The organism is Acinetobacter sp. UBA6526, assembly GCF_002434875.1.
GTDB lineage: Bacteria > Pseudomonadota > Gammaproteobacteria > Pseudomonadales > Moraxellaceae > Acinetobacter > Acinetobacter venetianus.
Genome location: NZ_DJLC01000095.1, coordinates 710 through 18,406, shown reverse-complemented (window position 1 = coordinate 18,406; position 17,697 = coordinate 710). Strand labels below are relative to the sequence as shown.

General features: G+C 40.1%; 13 protein-coding genes. 8 read left to right on the top strand and 5 right to left on the bottom strand.

What is annotated here, in order from left to right; genetic code table 11:
- Positions 1-39: 39 nt before the first annotated feature.
- Positions 40-2,223: a carboxy terminal-processing peptidase gene (locus tag B4237_RS06240; RefSeq protein ID WP_007479651.1), complete on the bottom strand. Its 2,184-nt coding sequence runs from the start codon at positions 2,221-2,223 to the stop codon at positions 40-42.
- A 236-nt stretch (positions 2,224-2,459) separates the two neighbouring features.
- On the opposite strand from B4237_RS06240, the gene nagZ reads away from it, so the two are divergent.
- Both nagZ and B4237_RS06230 read left to right on the top strand, forming a co-directional pair.
- Positions 2,460-3,479, top strand: coding sequence for a beta-N-acetylhexosaminidase (nagZ, locus tag B4237_RS06235; RefSeq protein ID WP_278596016.1), 1,020 nt, complete (start codon positions 2,460-2,462; stop codon positions 3,477-3,479).
- Between the two features lie 289 nt (positions 3,480-3,768).
- Positions 3,769-4,611 carry a class I SAM-dependent methyltransferase gene (locus B4237_RS06230; protein ID WP_278596017.1) on the top strand — a complete coding sequence of 281 codons (843 nt, stop codon included), beginning with the start codon at positions 3,769-3,771 and terminating at the stop codon, positions 4,609-4,611.
- Between the two features lie 48 nt (positions 4,612-4,659).
- On the opposite strand, the gene B4237_RS06225 is transcribed toward B4237_RS06230, so the two are convergent.
- Positions 4,660-5,973, bottom strand: a complete 1,314-nt coding sequence (locus B4237_RS06225) for an alpha/beta fold hydrolase (protein ID WP_061392378.1) — start codon at positions 5,971-5,973, stop codon at positions 4,660-4,662.
- 354 nt (positions 5,974-6,327) lie between these two features.
- On the opposite strand from B4237_RS06225, the gene B4237_RS06220 reads away from it, so the two are divergent.
- The 3 genes from B4237_RS06220 to pta all read left to right on the top strand — a co-directional run bounded on the left by B4237_RS06220 (position 6,328) and on the right by pta (position 11,243).
- Positions 6,328-7,593, top strand: a complete 1,266-nt coding sequence (locus B4237_RS06220) for a glutamate-5-semialdehyde dehydrogenase (RefSeq protein WP_061516184.1) — start codon at positions 6,328-6,330, stop codon at positions 7,591-7,593.
- Between the two features lie 299 nt (positions 7,594-7,892).
- On the top strand, positions 7,893-9,074 hold the full coding sequence (locus B4237_RS06215; protein ID WP_278596019.1) for an acetate/propionate family kinase: 1,182 nt from the start codon (positions 7,893-7,895) through the stop codon (positions 9,072-9,074).
- Positions 9,075-9,107: 33 nt separating this feature from the next.
- Positions 9,108-11,243: a phosphate acetyltransferase gene (gene pta, locus B4237_RS06210; RefSeq protein WP_278596020.1), complete on the top strand. Its 2,136-nt coding sequence runs from the start codon at positions 9,108-9,110 to the stop codon at positions 11,241-11,243.
- 74 nt (positions 11,244-11,317) lie between these two features.
- Here pta and B4237_RS06205 read toward each other — a convergent pair whose 3' ends face one another.
- Positions 11,318-12,223, bottom strand: coding sequence for a DMT family transporter (locus B4237_RS06205; protein ID WP_278596021.1), 906 nt, complete (start codon positions 12,221-12,223; stop codon positions 11,318-11,320).
- Positions 12,224-12,402: 179 nt separating this feature from the next.
- Here B4237_RS06205 and B4237_RS06200 point away from each other — a divergent pair, with 179 nt between their 5' ends.
- The 3 genes from B4237_RS06200 (at position 12,403) to B4237_RS06190 (ending at position 15,587) form a co-directional block, all read left to right on the top strand.
- Positions 12,403-13,263 carry a helix-turn-helix domain-containing protein gene (locus B4237_RS06200; RefSeq protein WP_278596022.1) on the top strand — a complete coding sequence of 287 codons (861 nt, stop codon included), beginning with the start codon at positions 12,403-12,405 and terminating at the stop codon, positions 13,261-13,263.
- Positions 13,264-13,418: 155 nt separating this feature from the next.
- Positions 13,419-14,942, top strand: a complete 1,524-nt coding sequence (locus B4237_RS06195) for a fumarate hydratase (RefSeq protein ID WP_019385385.1) — start codon at positions 13,419-13,421, stop codon at positions 14,940-14,942.
- 102 nt (positions 14,943-15,044) lie between these two features.
- Positions 15,045-15,587, top strand: a complete 543-nt coding sequence (locus tag B4237_RS06190; protein WP_061516180.1) for a DUF2059 domain-containing protein — start codon at positions 15,045-15,047, stop codon at positions 15,585-15,587.
- A 21-nt stretch (positions 15,588-15,608) separates the two neighbouring features.
- Here the strand turns inward: B4237_RS06190 and B4237_RS06185 are convergent, their stop codons facing one another.
- Positions 15,609-16,325, bottom strand: a complete 717-nt coding sequence (locus tag B4237_RS06185) for a DUF2846 domain-containing protein (RefSeq protein ID WP_061397368.1) — start codon at positions 16,323-16,325, stop codon at positions 15,609-15,611.
- A gap of 150 nt (positions 16,326-16,475) precedes the next feature.
- A partial coding sequence (gene clpX, locus B4237_RS06180; RefSeq protein ID WP_286942201.1) for an ATP-dependent Clp protease ATP-binding subunit ClpX occupies positions 16,476-17,697 on the bottom strand: 1,222 nt, incomplete at its 5' end.

Here is a 17,697-nt window from a genome sequence, read left to right as displayed (position 1 = left end):
AAAGCCCTGAATATTCAGGGCTTTTTTATCACTTAATTTTTAACGACCTTGCAACTTTGAATAATCTAGAAGCACATTTGCAGCTTCATTAATGAAAGTTTCTTCCTCTGGTAGTGGTGGACGAAGGTGTGCTTTCATTTTGGCACGAGATTCAACCAATGCATCAATAGATGCTTGATAGCTTTCCCAGTTTGCATACGGTGCTTGTCCTGTTTCTTTGCGACGTTGGTTTTCAGCTGCTAAAGTCTGTTTTTCCAAGTCAATCAGTTCAGCTCTGCGTTGATCAATATCTAATACAACTTTTTTCTGCTCAGAAGTTTTCTGAGAAATAGCTTTACGTTGTTCTAAATATTTAAACTGCGGATCAAGCGCTACACGCTGCTGAGAAAGTTCAGACAATTTCGTAACATAAGGTTGTATTGAACCTTCACGCTTGAATGGCGCAGTTGGAATCGTATCCCATTTCAACGCATTCTTCGCCTTACGCTCACCAAACTCCTCATTGTAAATATCAACCAATTTGATGTCTGGAACGACCCCTTTATTCTGCGTACTTCCACCTGTTACACGGTAGAATTTACGTTGTGTCAATGTCGCTTGACCATGAGCTAAGGAATCTAATTGGACTTGTGCCGTTCCTTTACCCGTAGTTGTGCTACCAATGATAATACCGCGCTCATAATCCTGAATCGCCGCGGAATAAATTTCACTCGCTGAAGCTGAAGCTAAATTCACAAGTACCGCCATTGGCCCTGCATAAATTTGCTCACCGCCATCAGTATCTTCAAAGACATTCACATTACCATTACCATCACGGATTTGGACAACAGGACCTGACTTGATTACCTGACCGAGCATACGGGCAACTTCTTCGAGTGAACCACCTGGGTCATTACGTAAGTCAACCATAATGCCTTCCACTTTTTGAGCTTTTAATGACTCAAATGCTTTTGCTGTATCTTCAGAGACTGAGCGATATTCAGTACCAGCACGGCGTGAACGGTAGTCAAAATAGAAAGATGGAATTTCAATCACTCCAAACTTATGTTTTTTACCGTCGCGAGTAATTTCAACGGTACGAGAGCGAACACCAGCATCTTCTTCTTGAATGATGTCACGCGTTAAAGTGACATTACGTGCTTGGCTCATCGATGCGCCAGCGCCCAACAAACGAACCACTACTTTCGTACCACGCTTACCACGAATTAAACCAACGATTTCGGAGCTAGGCCAACCAATCACATCCACCATTTTTTCGCCATCTTGGGCAACCCCAATAATGCGATCTCCTGATTTCACTTGACCTGATTTACTTGCTGGCCCGCCTTCTACGATGGTTTCAATCTTAGTGTAATCTTCATTACCACGTTCTGGACGAATCGAAACACCGATGCCTTCTAACTGTAAAGTAGTTTGACGATTCAACTCCATCGCATCAATCGGCGGATAATAATTACTGTGTGGATCGTAAGTCGCTAACATTGCATTGAGTGTTTTATCTAACACATCATCACTTTTGACACGGCCAATACGCTCTAATTGACGCGTGTAACGTTTCGTCAAAGTCTGAACTGGGGTTAAATCTTCTGGACCCGTCAAATCTTGTCCATTGGCAAGAGAAGGGTTTGCTTTTAAAGCTTTTTGTTTCGCTTGCTCTTCTTCTTTGCTGATCGTTAAATTAATTAATTGTGAAACCAGCATTTTCTGCCAGTGTGCTTGTTGCTCGGCAGAGGTTTTAAAGTATGCCGCTTTTTCACGATCAATATCTAAATACACATCTTTTTGATTCAAGTTCTGTGGCTTTTTTAACTCAGCTAACATGAATTCATAAAACTGTTTCAAACGGTCACGATATTGAGCATGAATTGCATATGGCCCTGTCAGGTTCCCTGCTTTTAAGGCGCTACCAAAATTTGAACCATATTTATTTTTATAGTCTTCAACTTCACTGCTTAAAAATAATGAATGATCTGGATCAAGGCTATCGAGATACATATCTAAAATACGATTTGAAGTTGTCGCATCCAAACGCATATTTAAATAATGCTGACGATCGACCAAGGTTGCTAGCTGGCGCGCGACCAAAGCTTGCTCTTGCGATGGTTTGATTACGCTTGAAACGATTGGCGTTTCAGTTGCTGCAAAAGCCTCATTGATTGTATGAGAAAAAAATAAACCACCAGTCGCAATTGCAACTGCACACGCTATCATTTGAAGTTTCATAAAATTCTGGTACTTCCTTGGATCTGGCAATTATTACATGCTGCTATCATCATATGAACATATTTCATTCGATAGTTTTGCAACATGTAGAACTTATTAATCTTCATAAATAAATGACCAATAAGCACTTATCATCAATATCATCTAGTTTTATCATATTCTGTACTGACAAAATGTAGCAAATCATTGCACAATTTAGCTATCGTTTTTTTCATCAAAATTCAAATGGAATCCATATGATCGGCGCATTGATGCTGGATATTGCTGGCACAGAACTTACTCAAGAAGATATTGAACTATTACAAGCTCCGCAAGTCGGCGGAATGATTTTATTTGCGCGAAATATTGAATCACCACAACAAGTTCGAGCACTTACGGATCATATGCGTCAAGTTCGTCCTGATATTCTGATCGCGGTCGATCAAGAAGGTGGTCGTGTACAACGCTTAAGACAAGGTTTCACCCTACTTCCAGCAATGGGACGACTTGGGGAACATTACTTACATCATCCTGAACAAGCCATTGAACTATCAGAACAATGCGGTTGGTTAATGGCAACAGAAGTTCTCGCGGTTGGTATCGATTTTAGTTTCGCTCCTGTCTTAGATCTCAATGATGTTAGTGATGTAATTGGTGATCGTGGTTTTGCTAAAAATATACAAGACATCATCCCACTGGCAGATGCTTTTATGCGTGGTATGAAAAAAGCAGGCATGGCAACGACAGGCAAACATTTCCCTGGGCATGGTTCAGTGAAAGCGGACTCTCACATTGCTGCTGCGATTGATAGCCGCTCATATCAAGAAATCTACGACAAAGATATGCAAAGTTTCATTCAATTAATGCCTCAACTCGATGCCTTGATGCCAGCTCATGTGATCTATGACCAAGTTGATCCAAACCCAGCTGGCTTCTCTCCATTTTGGTTACAAAATGTCTTACGCCAACAACTTAAATTTGATGGGGTTTTATTCTCTGATGATTTAAGTATGCAAGCAGCATGTGTTGCTGGTGGCGCTGATGCACGTATTCAAGCAGCCTTAAATGCAGGTTGTGATATGGGCTTGGTGTGTAATGATCGCGTAGCTGCATGTACTGCATTAGACGGAATTGAAGTGTTGGCTTTACCAAATCAGCAACGTTTAGAGCGTATGCGTGGCAAAATTCCAAATATCGACGTGGGAACAACACTCGTGTTAGATGAAAACTGGAATAACGTCAGAAAAGTCATTGAAGAATTTAAGAATTCGTTCTAACTTTACTTAGATTTTTCCATTGTTTTATTAAGATAATGGAATCTTGCCGAGTGCTGATCTGATTGAAGAAGTTTGCCTTCGGCTCGACTTACTTTTCAGGGATGAAAAATAAGCAAAAATCCTTTGTTGGGCTGAGGGTACATCCTTGTAACCCCCAGCCCAACAGCGGCATCCATGCCGCTTTACGATAGTAAATAACAAACCTAAAACCGGATTTGGTAGCAAAATCTCAACGTTAAAAAGAGATTAATTTTATATATCCAAATTAGGAAAATAGAGTCTAGGACAGATGACACAACAACTTTCAAAACATCGCCATATTTCATTTACTGCACACTACACCGGCTATATTTGGTATCAAATGGGGATTTCACATCCAGCTTTAGCAACTGCCAAAGGCAAAACACTAGCAGCACTTGTACATCCAATTGAAAGTTGGGCTGAAAAATATGTGGGTGGCAGCATGCGCACCACGCTTAAACAACGTCACACGATGCTTGATCATGACTTACAAGAATTAATTCAGCAGCACCCTGATATCCAAGTACTCGAAATTGCATGTGGCTTGTCACCGCGTGGTTGGTGGTTTAGACAACATTATCCAAATATTACCTATCGCGAGCTTGATTTACCTGATATGGCTGCAACCAAACAAGCCGCCCTGCAACAAATTGAAAGTAAAGTTGATGATGTCCTTTCCGTTGATTTATTCTCAGAAGCATTCGCTTCGGCTTTTGAAGTATTTGATCCAAAACGTCCACTTGTGATTATCAGTGAAGGGCTCATCAATTATTTTGAAAAGCCTTTATTACAACAACTGATTAAATCTATCGTCACTTATGGTCAAGACTTTAAAGAACTACATTATTTAACTGATCTCTATCCAGAACCGACGCAAAATAAACTCGCTACCATTATTTGGAACAGCAGTCGTCTACTTAAATGGATGTCTCGTAGCGCGTTTAGTTTTCACTTTAAAACACCTGCCGAAGTTGAAAGTTTCTTTTATGAAGCAGGTTTTAAACAAGTTGTGATCCAACAACCAAAACAGTTTTTCGAGCAGCAGATCCTAGAAAATAATCAGCAGCATTTAGGTGATCTCGTCTGGACAATAAAAGCGAGCAACAATTAATAGACATTAAAAAAGGTGGGTTATCCCACCTTTTTTTATTTATTAGGATTATTCAGCAGGTTTTTGACGTGCAATAAAACGAGTCAAACGGTCTGCCACATCAAAACTACCGTGTTTGAAGAGAATACGAAGCCCTTGCTCAGTAGCATCAAAGGTTAAGCACTCAATTTTAAACTCACCTTCTTCATCAACCAAATGTAATGCTAAATCACGCGGATGCTGACGAACAAAGCCAAGTTGTTCAAGGTTATCAAGTTTTAAAAACACACCAAAGAAAGTAATATCTACAATTTTTACACCAGCTTCAGTATCTGAATGGCGATGAGATAATTTCGTTTCAGGCTGCAAAACGGGGATACGCTCTTCACCACGACGCTCGATGTTCTTCATTTCTTCACGCGTCATAGGAATAATGCCATCAAGGTTATCGATGGATTCTCCTTTTAAGAATGAGGTGAATAAATTCATGGTTTCTTTACGGCGTTGCAGTTGCGGTACATGATCTGCATTGGCAATTAAAGCAAACTGCATATCTTGACATTGCAAAGCGAAATCAGCATTTTCATGTGGCAAAGTAAAACTATCGTACTGACCAGCCGCGACCAATGTTTTACATTGTGGCACTGGCACATCACTTAAACGCAGTAAACGATTGCAATTAATCTCATAACGCTCTCGCTCTGTCGCAGTAAACTCAGCCATTTGTCTGAAGAACAAACGTTTTGCTGTTGGTGACATCCGCGTTTTGTCTAGCTTCGCATGATTTACGAGATACAAAATTACAGCTTGACCAAACTCTTCCATGCGATCTTCACGCATTAAATGTAGAGATTCTTCAAGTAGCATACGCCAGCTTTTGCGTGTCTTTTGCATAACCCCCATTAACACCATACGATCAATCAGTTCTGGACGTTGATGAGCAAAAGAAGATGCAACCACTGAACCTAATGACATCCCCATCACTGAAACTTTTTCAATTCCAACGATATCAAGCCACTGACCTAACATTTTAGATAAATCGGGTAGTTCTAGAATTCCAGCTGACTCACCTGTATCAACATTACGAATTTGTTGATTAGCTCCCATTGAAGGTAAGTCAATTAAAATCACGGGTCCACTCTCAAAGAGTTGCTCAACACAATACTTATAAGAGTTGAAATTTTGAAATGCGCCCCCGACAATTACAATTGGCGTGTTGTAGATCGTTTTAGGATCTGCAATTGCCATATATTCAATTTTCCAACCATCTATCCATGTCGTACGTGCTGGTTGTTTAAAACTGTTTTTATTGTATATGTCGAAAAAACCAAAACCCGTGAAGGTATGATTTAAATCCGAGTCCATTTGGATAATGGAATTCATATCCTTCCTCCATCCTTGATTATTTTTTTGCAGCAAGAGTCTCATTTTTAGCGATTTCTACTTGCTAGTTAACAAATTTATAAAATTTGTATTACATTTATCCTATACATTTTCATTCTATACAAATGCACGTTTTATACGCAATCATTTCCTTAACCACTTATCTTGTTTAAAGCAATAATCTTTTGCAAAATATGTAGTCTCAGCGATTTATTCAATACCTCCATCGCATTTAAATCAAAAGGTTTGAGCAATTTAACAATTTATAATTTTTTGAATTGTCGGTTCAAACTATTCATTGTTCCGCATTTGACTGTTACTATCTTTATAAATACATGCAATCATCAAAATGCTATGCAAGACTCTATTCAAAATTATATGCAGCAGGTCGGTATCCAAGCGCGTAAAGCGTCTCGTGTTTTGACTAGCGCATCGACTCATTTGAAAAATCATGCATTGTCTGCAATTTATACTGCTTTGGAAAATAATCAAGCACAAATTTTAGCAGCCAATCAAATCGATATGGAAAATGGTCGCCAACGCCAATTAGACAACGCTTTGCTTGACCGTTTAGAGTTGACCCCTGCCCGCTTTAAAGGCATGTTACAAGGTCTTAAAGATGTGATTGCCTTGGTTGACCCAATTGGTGAAATCACTGATCTTGCTTACCGTCCATCAGGTATTCAACTTGGTAAAATGCGTGTGCCTTTAGGTGTCATTGGTATGATTTATGAATCAAGACCAAACGTGACATTAGAAGCAGCGTCACTTGCTTTAAAGTCAGGTAATGCCATCATTTTACGTGGCGGTTCAGAAGCACTTGAATCAAATAAAGCCATCGCAACAGCGATTCAACACGGTTTACAAGTTGCAGGATTACCTGAGTATGCCGTGCAAGTAATCGATACACCTGATCGTGCTGCTGTTGGTCATTTGATTACCATGACTGAATATGTTGATGTGATCGTACCTCGTGGTGGCAAAAGCTTGATTGAACGCATTACCAATGAAGCGCGTATTCCAGTGATTAAACACTTAGACGGAAATTGCCACGTTTTTGTCGAAGCACAAGCGGATCTTCAAAAAGCATTGCCTATCGCACTAAATGCTAAAACACATCGTTATGGTGTGTGTAATGCGATGGAAACATTGTTAGTCGATGAAGCAATTGCAGATGATTTCTTACCGAGTATTGCTGAACTTTATGCTGAAAAGCAAGTTGAGCTTCGTGGTTGCGCTGAAACACAACGGATTTTAGGTGATTCAGTTAAAACGGCGACTGAAGAAGATTGGTATACTGAATATCTAGGCCCGATCTTGGCGATCAAAGTCGTCAGCGGCATGGATGAAGCAATTGAGCATATCAACAAATATGGTTCTCATCACACAGATGCCATCGTAACCGAAAACTTTAGTCTAGCACGCGAGTTCCTCGCACGTGTTGACTCAAGCTCTGTCATGATCAATGCCTCAACCCGCTTCGCTGATGGCTTTGAGTATGGTTTAGGTGCTGAAATTGGAATTTCAACCGATAAAATTCATGCACGCGGACCTGTTGGTTTAGAAGGTTTAACCTCACAAAAATGGATTGTTTTTGGTGATGGTCAAATTCGCCAATAATTTATTTTTGTTGTTTTAAATATTCCACACGATAAAGCTCATCAACTTGATCTTTATCGTGTTTTTACATAATTTCATACAAAAAATACGTGCAAAATAAACACATCACTCAAAAGAAATTATGATTTGCAACCTATAATTAATGAGATTCAATTATAAATCAGTTGTATAGGCTAAAGTCTATTTTCACCAATACAACAACCCATGTTAAAACATTGCGCTTGATTCCACTGCCTTTTGCGTTGCAGCAAGATCAAAGTGTTCGTCATAAAATTTAAAATCTGTTAGGTGTTCAAAACGTGGCTAAATCTGTACTTGTAATTAACTGTGGTTCATCTTCAATCAAATACGCGCTAATTTCTGAGCGTCGTGAAGATCGTATTTATGGCTTGGCAGAAAACTTAGGCTCTGCTGATGCACGAATCAAAGGTGTGACCGTTGGTGGTGAACCCTTAGAGCTTTCGATTCCACATGCAGACCATGCAAAAGCACTTGAAACACTTTTAGCTCGCCTAGCAAATTATAATCCGCAAGCAATTGGTCATCGTGTAGTTCATGGTGGCAACCTCACCAAAGCAGAGCTTTTAACGCCTGAAATCGTGAAACGTATTGAAGCTGCAACACCTTTAGCCCCATTGCATAATCCTGCACATTTGGTGGGTATCGAAGCAACCATGCGTTTGTTCCCTGAATTACCGCAAGTTGCTGTATTTGATACTGCATTCCATCAAACTATGCCTGAACGTGCATATCGTTATGCATTACCACAAAATTTATATACAGAGCATCACGTTCGTCGCTATGGCTTCCACGGTACAAGCCACGCTTATGTAACAGAGCGTGCAAGTGAGCTTGCAGGAGCAAAAAATCAAGGCGGTTGGTTAAGTGCACATTTAGGTAACGGTAGTTCGACTTGTGCGGTTTGGAATGGTCAAAGTATTGATACATCAATGGGAATGACACCACTTGAAGGTGTGGTTATGGGCACGCGTAGCGGTGATGTAGACCCAAGTTTACATCTGTTCTTGGCAAGCAACTTGGGCTGGGATATTCAAAAAATTGACAATATGCTCAATAAAGAAAGTGGCTTGCTTGGTCTTTCTGGGTTATCAAACGATATGCGTACTTTAGTTGATGCTTCAAACGATGGACATGAAGGAGCGACACTTGCAATCGAAGTATTCTGCTATCGTCTAGCAAAATCACTTTCAGCACTTAGCTGTGGGTTACCACGTTTAGATGGTTTGGTATTTACTGGTGGAATTGGTGAAAACTCGGCTTATGTTCGTGAAAAAACTTTAGGTTACTTATCTCTCTTTGGCTTACAGTTCAGTAAAGAGAAAAACGATGCGCTCCCTCGCGGTACTGAAGGCCGTATTGATGCAGGTCAAGGCCCTCAGATTTGGGTGGTGCCTACGGACGAAGAAGGTCGTATTGCCAAAGAAACACGTCAAGTGGTTGAGCAAACTGTTTCAGCTTAGTTCAAAAAAATTTAGATAAAAATTAAGGTCATTATGAACACTATTTTATTAATTCCTACAGGCGAAGGTGTTGGTTTAACATCAGCTTGCCTAGGTATGATTTATGCATTGGACTGTAAAGGTATTAATGCGGGGTTTCTAAAACCATTTTCTCAAATTGCAGATACAACGGTTGATCGCACAACAACGCTATATAGCCATTTATTTCAACATCAATCTGTTGAACCAATTACTTATGAAAAATTAACGCAATTAATTTCATTAGGTGAAACAGATGAATTACTTGAAGAAGCAGTTGCTCTTCATCGTAAAATTTCCGCACATCATGATGTGATTATTGTGGAAGGTCTAGTTCCAAATGGACAAGATCATTTTGCAAGCGAAATCAATGCAGCACTGGCTCAAGCACTTGATGCGCAAGTTGTGCTTGTCAGTACCGCAGATCTAGCTGATCCACGCAAAACAGCCGAAAAAGTTGATGCACACCTCCGTCAATTCGGTGGTGCTGCGTCTGCTCGTACTACAGGCGTACTGTTCATGCGAACCAAAGGGCTTCCTGATGGCACTGCTGAAATCCCAGTCACCCTTGATCCAAGTTTACGTTTAGAAAAGCAAATCGCTGAGTTTTCAGTTGAGTTACAACGTTACAATCGCTTCATGGGTACCAATGAGCTTCCAATTATTGGACTCGTTCCATTCAGTAATATTTTAAGCGTCCCAAGAAGCTTGGATATTGCCCCACTGGTCAACGGGACATGGTTACATGAAGGTGAAGCCAAACAACGTCGTATTTTACATACCAGTTTGGTTGCATCGGATATTGAATCTGAACTACATAAATTTGTTGCAGGTGAGCTGATTATTAGTGCGTCTCAGCGTACCGATACGCTACTTGCAGCAAGCCTTGCAAGTAGTAACGGTATTCCGCTCGCAGGCCTAATTTTAACGGAACAAGCTGCGCCAGCAGACAATGTCTTAGAATTCTGTCAAAGTGCTATTAAGCAAGGTCTACCGATTTTGCATACGTCTTTAGACACCTTAGAAACGGCGCAGCGCTTACATCACTTTGGTAATGAAATTCCAGTTGATGATACTGAGCGTGCAGAACAAGTGACCCGTTTTGTATCTAGCCATATTGATAATCAATGGCTTGATCAGCACACGCAAAATAATTTACATCCACGTTTGTCGCCTTCTGCTTTCCGTTATGAACTTGTTCAAAAGTCAATTTCAGCGAAAAAACGTATTGTTTTACCTGAAGGTGATGAACCTCGTACCGTTCAAGCAGCGGTGATTTGTCAAACGCGTGGTATTGCACAATGTATTTTGCTTGCTAAACCAGAATCTGTAGCAGAAGTTGCAAAAGCGCGTGGTATTCAGCTCCCTGATGATTTAGAAATCATTGATCCAGACAGTATCCGTGATCAATATATCGAACCAATGGTGGAGTTACGTAAAGGCAAACTTGATGCACTACAAGCCAAAGCACAACTGCAAGATACAGTGGTACTTGGTACGATGATGCTTGCACTTGATCAAGTAGATGGTTTGGTATCAGGTGCGATTCACACAACAGCAAACACTGTTCGCCCAGCATTCCAGCTTATTAAAACTGCGCCGAACTATTCACTCGTCTCGTCTATTTTCTTCATGCTGCTGCCAGATGAAGTTTATGTGTATGGTGACTGTGCAATTAACCCTGACCCAAATGCAGAACAACTTGCTGAAATTGCGATTCAATCAGCAGACTCGGCAAAAGCATTTGGTTTAGACCCACGTATTGCTATGATCAGCTACTCAACAGGCACATCAGGGACAGGTGCAGATGTTGAAAAAGTTGCCGAAGCAACAAAAATTGCACAACAACGTCGACCAGATTTATTGATCGATGGTCCTTTGCAATATGATGCGGCTTCAGTTGAGAGTGTAGGTCGTCAAAAAGCGCCAGATTCAAAAGTTGCTGGTCGTGCCAACGTCTTTATCTTCCCTGATCTCAATACAGGCAATACGACCTATAAGGCGGTGCAACGTGCTGCCAATGTCGTGAGTGTCGGTCCAATGCTGCAAGGCCTAAACAAGCCTGTGAATGATTTGTCTCGCGGTGCATTGGTTGATGATATTGTATTTACCATCGCATTAACTGCGATTCAGGCAAAACAACAAGACTAACATATTGTTCTGACAGCCAAAGACCATCTATTTGATATATTTAAATAGATGGTCTTTTTACATCATCGTATTTCTCATACTTCCTTTGACATTCTGAATAACTTCAACTGCGGTCCTTTTACAAAGAAAATCGCGTTACCGCATAAAATCAGAATTACTCCAATCACGGCATTGATCTGCCATTGATAACCTTCCCAAACTGTAGAAATGAGCAATGCCACGAGTGGAAATAGTAAAGTACTATACGCAGCCTTACCTGCCCCAATTCGTCCTACCAAATAAAAATAAGCAGTAAAGCCAATCACTGAACCAAAAATTGCTAAATACAATAATGCACTCACTGAACTCACAGGCATACTTAGGAAAAAGTCATCCTGTTTTAATAACGAAATGAATGCCATTAATACAGAACCATAGAACATGGCATATGCATTGGTTGTGAAAATATCTAACCCATGCTTTTGATGTCTCGTACTGATCATATTTCCTAATGAAAATCCGTAAGTTCCGACCATACAAAGTCCGATACCCATCAGCGTATGACTATTCAAGGTCGTCCCAACCACGTCATGCCAAAATAACGCCACAATTCCAAATAATCCCAACAACGCTGCAGGATAAAATCGTGTAGAAATTTGCTGAGAGAAAAAGAGTTTTGCATTAATGGTATTAAAAATAACAGCCATTGAAAAAATAACAGCTTCTAAACCGCTACTGATATATTGCACCGCATAATAAAAACAAACAAAGTTAAAACCAAAAATGCAACTCGCTTGCAACATACAAAACAGATGGTCTTTAGCCGTCAATTTCTGTAATTTCCGAGTTAAGCAAATAAAAACAAATAACACTAATGCGGATATAAAAAAACGCCAGAACACAGCAACATTTGCTGCTATACCACTTTGTTGCTGTACCGTAATTGCAATCCATGTCGTTCCCCAGATCACCACAACCAAGGCATATAACAACGCATTCATTTCTAAAACCAAACTCAATCATAGAGATCACTATTTTGTCTAACTTCTCTCTTTTTATGCTTGCATGATCTTGTGGTGATTATCATCAAATTGCGATTTTCTTTATCCGCTTTCGTTTTGGTGACAATATCAATAGAAAGTCCTACACTAAATCACGATACTTGCGCAGTGTGTAGAAGATGAAATATCAGATTCTAGATCAATTACAACAATATAAGGCCCAGTTGCTCGACTCAGTAGAACTGGGTTCGGGTATGCAACTCGCGATGTGGCAAAATAACCAAGATCGTGTCAGCGTTTGCAGTAATCATCACACCTTAAGCATGTATATTCAGGGCGGCTATCAAAGCTATCAAAAGACTGAGCATGGTTGGCACAATGGCGGTGGCCCAGATCGTATGTGTCTGATGCCGCAAGATTTCGAGTCGACATGGGATCTCAGAGATCAGCTTACTTTTGTGCATCTTTACTACACAGAACAACACCTAAGAAGGATTGCCGAACAGGTTTGGGATAGAGAACCCAGCCAAATCGTCCTAAATCCACAGATTTTTGTGGCTGACCCGCAAATTTCTACGCTTTATCGACATTTTTTACTCAATGGTGCTTGGCAAAATCGTGAAAATCATTTGCAGATGAGTACCGCAACAACGCTATTACTCAATCACTTAATTAAAAATTATAGCCATACACAATGGACGACACCTGAAGTTAAAGGTGGATTATCACCCTATGTATTAAAGCAATTATTAGAATGGGTTGATCAACACTTACACCTAAGCTTGACTTTATCTGATCTCGCTCAACAAACAGCATTGAGTGAATATCATTTTGCTCATATGTTTAAACAATCAATGAAAATGCCACCTCATCAATATGTCATGCAACGTCGACTAGAATTGGCACATCGAGCATTAGAATTGACTCATGAAAATCTGACGAATATCTCGACTCAGTATGGATTTAGTTCGAGTAGTCATTTTAGTCATCGTTTTAAAAAGCATTTTGGCTACTCTCCATCGCAAATGAGAAAGAAATGATTTTCCCCTTCAATCATTTGAGTAAATTCTCATAAAAGCCATTTGATCATTCCTCTTAGACCTTTTGCCAAATACTCGGTAAAACTCCCACAATGAACGCTTTTTGTCATATAATTTAGCCCGCCAGCTATTAGCCCGCTCAAGAGAATTTTGATATGACAACGATCATCAAACAAGATGACTTGATTACATCAATCAAGGATGCCCTCCAGTTTATTTCTTACTATCACCCACAAGACTTCATCCAAGCGATGAGCCGTGCTTATGATCGTGAAGAAAACAAAGCTGCAAAAGATGCAATTGCACAAATCCTCATCAACTCACGTATGTGTGCTGAAGGCCATCGACCAATCTGTCAAGATACAGGTATTGTCAACGTTTTCCTTGAAGTTGGCTTAGATGTTAAATTTGATTTAACCATGAGCTTAGACGATGCAGTGAACGAAGGCGTACGCCAAGGTTACTTAGAAAACTCAAACGTATTGCGTGCTTCTGTTCTTGCTGATCCAGCTTTTGGTCGTAAAAATACCAAAGACAATACCCCTGCTGTCATCCACTACAAACTCGTACCAGGTAATAAAGTTGACATTACTGTGGCTGCTAAAGGTGGTGGTTCAGAAAATAAATCTAAACTTGCAATGTTAAACCCATCAGACTCAATCGTAGATTGGGTACTCAAAACTGTTCCAACGATGGGTGCAGGCTGGTGTCCACCAGGTATGCTCGGTATCGGGATTGGTGGTACTGCTGAAAAAGCCATGATGCTTGCAAAAGAAGCATTGATGGAAGAAATCAACATGGATGAATTACTTCGTCGTGGCCCACAAAACAAAATGGAAGAACTCCGTATTGAGATCTTCGAAAAAGTGAATGCGTTGGGTATTGGTGCACAAGGTCTTGGTGGTTTAACCACTGTTCTTGATATTAAAATCAAAGATTACCCATGTCACGCTGCTGGTAAACCAGTTGGTATGATCCCGAACTGTGCAGCGACTCGTCATGCTCATTTCCAATTAGATGGTACAGGTGTTGCACACATTCAAGCACCTAAACTTGAAGACTACCCTGCTGTAACTTGGGACTCTTCTCAATCTAAGCGTGTGAATCTCGACACGATCACTCAAGAAGAAATGAACTCTTGGAAACCAGGTGATACATTACTTCTTAACGGTACCATTTATACAGGTCGTGATGCTGCACATAAGCGTATGGTTGACATGTTAAATAATGGTGAAGAACTTCCAGTCGACTTAAAAGGTAAATTCATTTACTACGTGGGTCCAGTCGATCCAGTTGGTGATGAAGTCGTTGGTCCTGCTGGCCCAACAACTGCAACCCGTATGGATAAGTTCACTCGTCAAGTGTTAGAAGCTACTGGCTTATTTGGTATGATTGGTAAAGCAGATCGTGGCCCTACTGCGATTGAAGCGATCAAAGACAACCAAGCAACTTACCTTATGGCCGTTGGTGGTGCAGCCTACCTCGTTTCAAAAGCGGTACGTGAAGCAGAAGTTGTAGCATTTGCTGATTTAGGTATGGAAGCAATCTACAAATTTGTCGTTGAAGATATGCCTGTTTCTGTTGCTGTGGACGTAAATGGCACATCAATCCATGCGACTGCACCAAAAATCTGGCAAGCGAAGATTGGTAAAATTCCAGTCGTTGATGCTGCGCAATAACGCCTTTATCAGAAAAATAGCCGAATCCATTGATTCGGCTATTTTTTTGTCTAAAGTATCTGTTACATTACAAAAAGATAATATGAGTATAGGGATAGAGATATGCGTAAGCGCTTACCCATCTTTATGATTGGGTTTTGTCTAATAATCAACATGCAGAATACTTTTGCTAGCCCTGCTCAATTGAAATCAGTTAAAGAACTGATCACACTTAGTGATCTTGAAAATGTTTTAAATGCCTCATTAGAGGAAATGCAGCCAGCATTAGACAAACAAGCCGAGAACATTTTATTAAATATTTTGGGTAAGAATGAATTAACCACCACACAAGAACATTTAGCCGTTTTAGAGCTAAGTCAGCTACTGAAGCAAACTAGCTCTAGAGTTTTTGCCCGTCCTGAAACTCTACAAAATATTGAAAAAATCTATGCCGAGGCTTTGACGGAAGAAGAAATACAAGCCTATCTCAAATTTTTGAAAACGCCTGAAGGTAAATCAATTAATAAGAAAAATCTGAAAATCAGCACCGATGTTTTTCAATATATGAATAGTTTGAGTGAGCAGACATTAAATGATCCCGAACAAAGCGCCAAACTGAAAGAGCAGTTTTTGACAATCATCAAACCACTCATTCAAATCAACTAGCACCTATTCTCGAGCTTGGTTTTACCAAGTTAAAGGATTCCATAACTTAAATGGTTTGACCAAATGTACTTCTGATTTCTCATCGTACTTCGCAGGCTTTAATTCTTGTGGCTTGCTACGAATTTTCCCAGAAGCATCCTGCGCAACAAAGTTATAGCTAGATGATTTTAATCGAGTAAATGCTATTTCTTGGCGTGCGACTTTATCTGGCATAATCATAAATGGGCCAGTATGCTCACTTCTAGAAATCTTATTTTCTTCATCGTATTTAATAAAATAAGTTTGTGCCGCATCCACAGTAAAATCGACATATTTCGGCTTTTGGAAGTGTAAGCCAGCCAAAGGACGACTTACGCTTAAACGATATGTACCTGCTGGTAGTTCTAACCAATAATAATGATTATGCAACAAGCTAGGGATACGATGCCCATTGATAAATAAATTCGCGGCTGCAATTTCCTGACGATTCCAACGCGTATCTGGTCGGTATAAATAGACGACTGCAGCTTGTTCATTTTGCGGTTTGATAGGTTCGAAGTATTGACCTAATTTTTGATTGACCCAACCACCGACAGAGAAACCACCGACATGATATTGATCCAATAAACCCGGCTCTTTTTCTGTATCTATAGATGGAAGTGTCGCAGTCAATACAGTTGGATCATTTTCCACTGCCTTATGACTTTGGCAGCCAGCCAACACCCCTGCACAACATAATGACAATATTAAATAACGCATGACATCCCTCAAGGCGTTTTTTGAATTTATTTTTAACAGCGCAAAACTATGCGGATTTTTTCAATTTTAAGATTAACACCTCAACGCCTAATTGCAAATAAAAAAAGCATGAAAAGCCAAGCCTTTCATGCTTTTTTAGATGAATGTGAATTAAGCTGACTTAGAGTCAACTACTTTCAAATCCGTTTTTTCAACCAATTCCGGCGTACCTGTTTGTGGTAAACGTTCAGCTTTGAAAGTAGGTTTAGCGGTACCATTAATCACAGCCTCATCCACAATCACAGTACCGACATCAGTACGACTTGGTAAGTCATACATGGTTTCAAGCAAGACATTTTCCAGAATTGAACGTAAACCACGTGCACCCGTATTACGCTCAAGTGCTTTCTTCGCCACTGCTCGCAATGCGGAATCATCAAATACCAAGTCAACATCTTCCATGCTGAATAAGTATTGATATTGACGAGTTAATGCATTTTTAGGCTCGGTTAGAATCTGCATCAAAGCTTCTTCATCTAACTCTTCTAAGGTTGCAATCACCGGTAAACGACCAATAAATTCAGGAATTAAACCGAATTTAACCAAATCAGTCGCTTCAACTTGACGGAATAATTCAGAGACTTTTTTGCTGTCATCTTTATTCTTCACATCAGCAGTAAAACCGATTCCGCCTTTTTCTTGACGTTGCTGTACGATTTTTTCCAAACCAGAGAATGCACCACCACAAATAAATAGGATATTCGCAGTATCAATTTGGATAAATTCCTGCTGTGGATGCTTACGGCCACCTTGTGGTGGGATAGAAGCAACCGTACCTTCAATCATTTTCAATAATGCTTGTTGTACACCTTCGCCAGACACATCACGAGTAATCGATGGATTTTCAGATTTACGAGTAATCTTGTCGATCTCATCAATATAGATAATGCCCTTCTGCGCTTTTTCTACATCATAATCTGCTTTTTGCAGTAGCTTTTGCACGATGTTTTCAACATCTTCACCGACATAACCTGCTTCAGTGAGTGTTGTTGCATCTGCCATTGCAAAAGGCACATCGAGTAAACGAGCAAGCGTTTGTGCAAGTAATGTCTTCCCTGAACCTGTTGGTCCAATCAGTAAGATATTACTCTTGGCAATCTCAATTTCATGGTTTCCATGCTGAGATTGACCAACCTTCAAACGTTTATAGTGGTTATAAACCGCAACTGACAATGTTTTTTTAGCAACATCTTGTCCGATGACGTATTGATCTAACGCTGCACGAATTTCGTGTGGTTTAGGCAATGGTTTTGTCGCCCAATCGCCTGCTTCCACTTGTTGACTTGTTTGCACTAAATCCAAGCAGACATCCACACACTCATTACAAATATAT

Bases quoted from the DNA above. Each gene is read 5' to 3' on its own strand.
- B4237_RS06240 (WP_007479651.1), bottom strand. From the start codon at position 2,223: ATGAAACTTCAAATGATAGCGTGTGCAGTTGCAATTGCGACTGGTGGT.
- nagZ (WP_278596016.1), top strand. From the start codon at position 2,460: ATGATCGGCGCATTGATGCTGGATATTGCTGGCACAGAACTTACTCAA.
- B4237_RS06230 (WP_278596017.1), top strand. From the start codon at position 3,769: ATGACACAACAACTTTCAAAACATCGCCATATTTCATTTACTGCACAC.
- B4237_RS06225 (WP_061392378.1), bottom strand. From the start codon at position 5,973: ATGAATTCCATTATCCAAATGGACTCGGATTTAAATCATACCTTCACG.
- B4237_RS06220 (WP_061516184.1), top strand. From the start codon at position 6,328: ATGCAAGACTCTATTCAAAATTATATGCAGCAGGTCGGTATCCAAGCG.
- pta (WP_278596020.1), top strand. From the start codon at position 9,108: ATGAACACTATTTTATTAATTCCTACAGGCGAAGGTGTTGGTTTAACA.
- B4237_RS06205 (WP_278596021.1), bottom strand. From the start codon at position 12,223: ATGAATGCGTTGTTATATGCCTTGGTTGTGGTGATCTGGGGAACGACA.
- B4237_RS06200 (WP_278596022.1), top strand. From the start codon at position 12,403: ATGAAATATCAGATTCTAGATCAATTACAACAATATAAGGCCCAGTTG.
- B4237_RS06195 (WP_019385385.1), top strand. From the start codon at position 13,419: ATGACAACGATCATCAAACAAGATGACTTGATTACATCAATCAAGGAT.
- B4237_RS06190 (WP_061516180.1), top strand. From the start codon at position 15,045: ATGCGTAAGCGCTTACCCATCTTTATGATTGGGTTTTGTCTAATAATC.
- B4237_RS06185 (WP_061397368.1), bottom strand. From the start codon at position 16,325: ATGCGTTATTTAATATTGTCATTATGTTGTGCAGGGGTGTTGGCTGGC.